Here is a 6,763-nt window from a genome sequence, read left to right as displayed (position 1 = left end):
TTCATAAAAAGTATTTTTATCTTCATTTAAAAGAATGTGAATTTAGGTACAATTATAGGAATGAAGATTTATATCAAAAAATCCTAAAAATCTTGAGAGAAAATCCTCTATTCTTATCTTGACCCTTTGAAAATATCAAATCCGGAAAGCGGTTCGCCGCCGTTATCGGCAATGCTTAAAATAAAATAAGCGGGAAGCTCAATATTATTTGCATTGATCGTGTAACTTAAAACATTTGTATCATTCGGCCTGAAAATCTGTGTCGCTGCATTATTGTTATCGATCCAGCTTCCGCGGACTTCATAATCAGCAGCAGCGGCAGGGATGGCAGCCGCCAAAATGAACAGCACCCCTATAATTAAGCAAGTGCTTATTGTTCTGAAAATATCTGAACGCATAATAATTCTCCTTTTATGTCGCAATAAGTCATTAAACCGAACAGAGCAAGACTGCACCTGAGCATGATTTCATCTGTTCACGGATAAGTGTAAAGAAAGACGCCGGCGCGGTTCGCGCCGACGCGGAGTTGAATCGTTTTTGGGTTACGTTTTTTATTTTGAATTGCAGACAGTTGACACCGCTGAAAACGGCAGAGAATCCTCTCTCGGAAACGGTCAGAAGCTGCAAAACAAAAACGTGAGTGTTGAAAAGGGTGTAATTTCCGCCCCGTCCAAGCGTTTTCAAATTAAAAATATCCGGATCGGATATGTTCAAACTGAAACCAGTTGAGAAAGTCTTCCAAAGATGAAAACAGGCCGAAATATCGGAAAAAAGACGGTTTTTCAAATACTTTGAAAAGTTCAGAGCAGAAAAGTAAGCGTTGTATCGGGTGCTTTTTTCATTAATTTGAAGATGAGCGGAGCTTATGCATAGTGGCTGCTGTTGCTGCTTACTGCGCGCGAAGCGAATGGTCACTACATCATACATAAACTTTATCCCCGAAAATTCAACAAACGTGTTGCGATAACGCAACAATATCAAATACATTTTATTATATGATTAGTAAATAATCATTGTATCAGTAAAAGATTTCAGAATATATATACTTAACGACGAATTTTTAAAAGTTTGAAAAGTCGAAGAAAACAGCTTCCCGACACACAAAACCACCGAAAATCCGAATGAAATCAATTCACTTAATAAATTATTTAATATTCAAAACTTTGTAATAAATTTTACGATTTGAAATGAATTTTCAAATATTGAAAAAAGAGCTTGCTGTAAAAACGCTGTCAAAAAAACTGTTAAAAAATAAAAAAAAGGAAAGAAGAGAATTAATTTTTCAATTAATTCTGTTCCTTTTTAACGTATTCGCTGTAAAAAACAACAAAGAAGACAAGAATACCGCCGATGACCAAGATCAGGAAAAGCCACGGGAATCCTTTTTCTTCTTCGGGCACATCAACCGGTCTTTCGAAACCGGGTTCGATGACATCGCCTTCAGGGCCTTCCACCAGAATGGTACCGCCGCTTGTTGAATAAACAACATAAGCTTGGCCGTAACCATTGCCGTTTCCGCTGTTCTCGGTCTTGTAAAGGCCGATGTGTCCGTCTGTTTTCCACATGCCGTCATTGCTGTCCAGGTTAAACTCATCCGAGCAGTTATTGACTTTGTGAATGACCTGAGCGCCGCCGACAACAAATTCAGACAGCTGGTAGCCGCTCAAAACGTTCACTTTGATGTAGTAAGCGCCTTCTTCCAAATCTTCATAGAAGCGGTAGTAGCCTGTGTCGTTTGTTGCGGTTGTGCCGACAATCGTCCAGTCGGTACCGTCGTTATACCAAAGTTCGACTTCAACATCGGACAAAACATCTTCGCCGACATCCATCAAACTGTCTTTATTCGCATCGTTCCAGGCAATTCCCGAAACAAGAGGTGTTTTTTCGATATTGCAGTTCCATTCGACATCCTCGGAGTTCAAGGTTACAGAAGCTGTTTTAAACACATCTCCGGATTCGGAGAAATCACTGCTTGCTCCGACACCGTAGCCCGGAAGGAAAGTGACAGTCATGTAGTAAGCGCCGTCTTTAAACCACTCACCGTCTTCGGGAGCAAAGGCAATTGTATCGGCAGCCGTACCGTAGATTGATTTTGTTTCAATCTCTTCATCCGGATCGCCGCCGGCGCCGACTTTCATTAAAGTCAGTGTTTCAACGCCCGCGCCGTCTGTTTCAACGATAAACTGCGCCGGTGTAAAGATGACTTCTTTTGACGGGAAAGGCAGCATATCGCCGACATCAGTTCCTGCGGTTCCGCTCGGCAATGTATCCGGCTTAATGAGACCGCTCGGATAAGAGGTCAATGAAACCGTATAAACGACCTGTTTCGGTGTTCCGGATGCTGCTTTTAATTCGGCTGTATATTTTTCGCCGTCGAAATCAACTGTATCGCCGTTGACACCAAATACAATTGTCTCGATTAAATCTTCGCTGCCTGCTTGAAGAACAGGTTTCAAAGTTAATGCGCCTTTGTATTTGATAATGACATCAACATCAGCCGTTTCTTTATTGTTGCCGATGTCTGTGTACGAATAGGTGAAAGCGTATTTTCCGGGGACATCCCAGCCGATTACACCAAAATCATTGCTGCCGACTGTCGGAACGTGGACAAAATCAGTCGATGCAATCGGAACATTATCATCTGTCCCGGAGACAAAGCTCTTGAAAACGGGAATCGGATCAGTGCCCTTTTTGGAAGAATCCTGGAAAGCTTCATATTTGCCGTTGCTCAACTTAATTTCGTTGTCTTTCGTGATCGTAAGAGAAACGATTTTGGTATCTGACTGCAAGTCATCGTCTTTTGCCGTGGTATATGTAAATGTATACGTTCCCGGAGTCAGAGTTACAAAGGATTTGTCAGAAACGGTATAAGAATTCCATTCTAAACCATCTGTTGCATCTTTTTCATAGAAAGCCCCGTTTGGTGTAAACGGTGTAAGCGGTTGAGTTCTTGATTGGCCGCTTTTAGCGGGAACAAAGTCGATTTTGATTGAGCTTAAGGCAACATCCGTAAAATCATCTGAAACCGAAACATTCCACCAATTCGGAATACTGCTTTCACCGTCTTCCATACGCACATCTGCAAATGAAGTCGGAATGTTGGAGAGAACCAACTCGGAACCGTCGACGGAATCCACAAACTTAAGTGCAGGCGCACTTGTTTTTGTACGTTCTATTGCCGGTGTGTTGGAATCATCTTTAGCAATATTAATGGGGTCTCCGAAGGAGAAAGCCGTATGTCCCCGAATTAAAGCAGCAGGGCCGCCGTAAGTTGTACCCTCTTCTGCGCGCGGCACTTCAAAAGGCATACTCAAATCAAACATTTCATCCGGATCATTCAAAACGAACAAACATTTGACCATTGTAATGGCGTTCAAAGTGACAGAATCCAAATTAGACTTTGATTCTGTGCCGGTAACTGGAGTGAAGTCAATTTTCGTCCACTCATTTTCATCAATACTGTCGAAATATGAATAATCATAATCCGTTCCGATTTTATCGGAGTCAACAGCAAAATCTGTATAGGAAACTTCAACTGCTGCCATATCTGTATTCAGCACAAAATCACCGTTCAAAACGGTTTTCCATTCACTGCCTTTCGGAATAACAAAATATGCAGCAGATCCGAGAACAGAATCGCTTTCGACCGTTTCCGTTCCGCCTTTCATGACCATATGGAAGACTTCGTTTTTGCTTCCGGCATGCAGCTGCAGATAAGAATTCGGATTACTCGGGTTATAAGAGACATAACCGCTGGCAGTTTCCACATAAACAGAAACATCCGTTACTTTTTCAGTGTTAATTGAAAAAGACTTGTCTTCCAGATATCTGGCATAAATTCCGTCATCGGAAATAGCTGAAACCGCGCTGAAATCAATTCCTGCGCTTGTCAAAGTGAGAGTGTTGCCGCAATTTCCGCCGTCTCTTGCTTTAAAGAAACTGGCTCCGGAATCCCAGGAACTGACCAGTACAGAATCTTTTGTAAAAACAACGGATTCTTCTGTCGTCAGCAGGCTGAGAGTAATCGGTAAATCAATTTTATAAGTTCCTGTCTTCAGCCAGAAATTTTGAGGATCCAATGAACCAACGGGATTTTCTGCAAGCATCATCCGGACTTCAACTAATCTGCCGCCTTCATCACCGTAAACACCGGCATTCGGATAGATAACAGGGTCAGCCAACACCACTTCTCGTCCCAGCACATCTGTAATTGCACCGCTTTTCGTTGAGCTGTGCTGAAGGGTGGGTGTGCCGGCTGCAAAATCTTTGGGTATGCTGAAATAAACAACCGGATTTGAAACGGTATATGTCGAAGAGGGGGACAGCGGATCTGTGCGGTGTGAAGAGTAATACGGGTAGCCGGAAGGCGTGAAATTTGAACTCAAAACGTATGTTTCTCCTTTGACCAACGGAGCAGAGATTTTGGTTCCGTCGCTGTTTACCAAAAGTTCTCCTTTCTTCAAACCGATGTATCCGCTCAGCGGGTATTTGGAATCGGGAGTCAGATCGAGAGACCCTGAGACATCATTTCCCGGAGCTGTTGTTTTAACTGTGATGGTTGAGTCTTCAACATCTTCTGTTGTTCCGATAAAAGTAATACCGTTCGTCGATGCATAATTACCTGCCGAAGAATAAGCCAGCCGTATCTTCAATAATTTTTCAAATTTGAATTTCATGACACGGTCGTCCCCTTCATCAAATACCGGATCAAAACCATGATCGGTAAAATCAACCAAATAACTGCCTGTATTTGAAACTGAAACGTAAGTATCCAATGAATCATAAACTTTGGAAGTATTATTGTAAACACTGACAGACTTGTATTTGATATCATCATTGTCTTTGGCCGGCGGTTTCGGCATTCTCAAATGCGTAATGTTCACGCCGTCGGGCAAAACAACGGTTATTTCCACATCTCTGCCGTCACGGATACTGTCGGTAATTTGAAGCTTAAACAAATCCTGTGTGTAAAGATGTGCTCTGGGATCATTCGACTGATCGTATTGGATTGAATTCGGCAAAATTCCGGCCAGCGGATAGATATAAACATTCATGTTTTCGGACCCGGTCAGCGTTGCAGGAGCTGAAACTGCATTAACCAAGCTGCTTCCGAATTGATATGACGGACCGCGTCCGTTAGAGAGAATGTCGCCGCTGACAGAAATGTTTTTGAAAATAATTTGGGGAGCAGCGCCTTGATTAACGAAACCCCCATTGACTTTAAACGAGAAAGGATAAGAAGTGCCTGAAAATAAATTGGCTTTATTTCCCAAAACCAATTTATGGTTCGTCAAAGTGTTTCCGGATTCATCCATAAAAACAATGGGAGAATTGTCCCCGTATGTTTCATATAACTCGCTGTATTTTTTGATATCCATAGCAGTTCCGTTATAATATTTAATTTCAACATTGGAAAAATCAACTGTCAAGCCTTGGACAGGAAGTTTCAACCCGTTTGTCGAATAAGTACGGGATGCTTCTGTTGAAGCAGCGATACGATAAGTCGCATTGACGAGAACCGTTTTATCGAAATATGCAGGCATTTCTGCGGGATTCAAAAGAAACATTTGAGAGCTGAAACTGACTTTATCAATTTTGCAGTCAATCGATGTTGTATCAGTATCTATCGGGTTGCCGCCGGATTGTTTCAAAACGGCCGAGATTTGAACTTCTTCATTCGGATAAACACCGCTTCCGTTTGCATAGATTACAACATCCAATGTCATAAAAATCGGATTTTCAAGGGTATAAGTCAATGTCGTTTTATCATTGCTGAGTTTGATTTTGTCTTTATTCAAGATATTGGAATAAGTATCGGGGATTTTATCCGAACCGGTGTAACCGAGGATTTCAAATCCGGAATCCGAATAACTGCCGTCTGTGTTTGCCAATGTAATTTCAAGCTCATAGGTACCTTTAGGCAGTGACCCGATCGTGTAAATCAATGAACGGGATTCGTTCAATTCAAAGCTGCTGCTGTCGCCGTCACTCCATTTTGAACTCAATTCATTTGCGGCCATCGCCGACCCTGCAAGCAGCAGCAATATCATTGCCGCGCTCATTAAAACCATTATATTTCTAAAAGAAATTTTCTCTACCAATTTTGTCATAAAATTCCCTCACATCAGTCGAATTTTTGAAGAATTTGCATTTTCATTTGCATTATAAGCACCAATATTCAAGCCGCGTCGCTCACGGCTGATAAGTTTAAGGAAAACGCCGGCGCAATTCGCGCCGACGCGGAGTTGAATCGTTTTTGGGTTGCGTTTTTTATTTTGAATTGCAGGTGACTGACACCGCTGAAAACGGCATAGAATCCTCTCTCAGAAACGGTCAGAAACTGCAAAACAAAAACGTGAGTGTTGAAAGGAGTGAAATTTCTGTTCAAATCAAACGCTTTCAGCCCGGAAATGCCCGAACCGGACACATGCGAATTGAAAACATTTGAGAAAGTCTTCCAAAGATTGAAAACAGACCGAAGTCCGGAAAAAAGACAGTTTTTCAAATACTTTGAAAAGTTCAGAACAGAAAAGTAAACGTTTCGGCGGGGACTTTTTTCATTAATTTGAAGATGAGCGAAGCTTATGCACAGTGGTTGCTGTTGCTGCTTACTGCACGCGAAGCGCGAAGCGCGAAGCGCGAAGCGCGAAGCGCGAAGCGAATGGTCACTACATCATACATAAACTTTATCCCCGAAAATTCAATAAACGTGCTGCAACAGTGCAGCAATATTGAATACATTTTATTATATGATTAATAAATA

General features: G+C 41.9%; 3 protein-coding genes. 1 reads left to right on the top strand and 2 read right to left on the bottom strand.

Annotated elements, in window-relative coordinates; genetic code table 11:
* Nucleotides 1–113: 113 nt before the first annotated feature.
* Complete coding sequence (locus MmiAt1_RS09285) at nucleotides 114–398, bottom strand: hypothetical protein (protein WP_318786600.1); 285 nt, start codon at nucleotides 396–398, stop codon at nucleotides 114–116.
* A 139-nt stretch (nucleotides 399–537) separates the two neighbouring features.
* Here MmiAt1_RS09285 and MmiAt1_RS09280 point away from each other — a divergent pair, with 139 nt between their 5' ends.
* Nucleotides 538–729: a hypothetical protein gene (locus MmiAt1_RS09280; RefSeq protein ID WP_318786599.1), complete on the top strand. Its 192-nt coding sequence runs from the start codon at nucleotides 538–540 to the stop codon at nucleotides 727–729.
* A 557-nt stretch (nucleotides 730–1,286) separates the two neighbouring features.
* Here MmiAt1_RS09280 and MmiAt1_RS09275 read toward each other — a convergent pair.
* A complete protein-coding gene (locus MmiAt1_RS09275; RefSeq protein WP_318786598.1) occupies nucleotides 1,287–6,110 on the bottom strand; it encodes an SdrD B-like domain-containing protein in 4,824 nt (1,607 codons plus the stop codon).
* Nucleotides 6,111–6,763: the final 653 nt, after the last annotated feature.

It is taken from the genome of Methanimicrococcus hacksteinii (assembly GCF_032714515.1).
GTDB lineage: Archaea > Halobacteriota > Methanosarcinia > Methanosarcinales > Methanosarcinaceae > Methanimicrococcus > Methanimicrococcus hacksteinii.
Note: the sequence above shows the minus strand (reverse complement) of the source record. Positions and strands in the feature narration are given on the sequence as shown.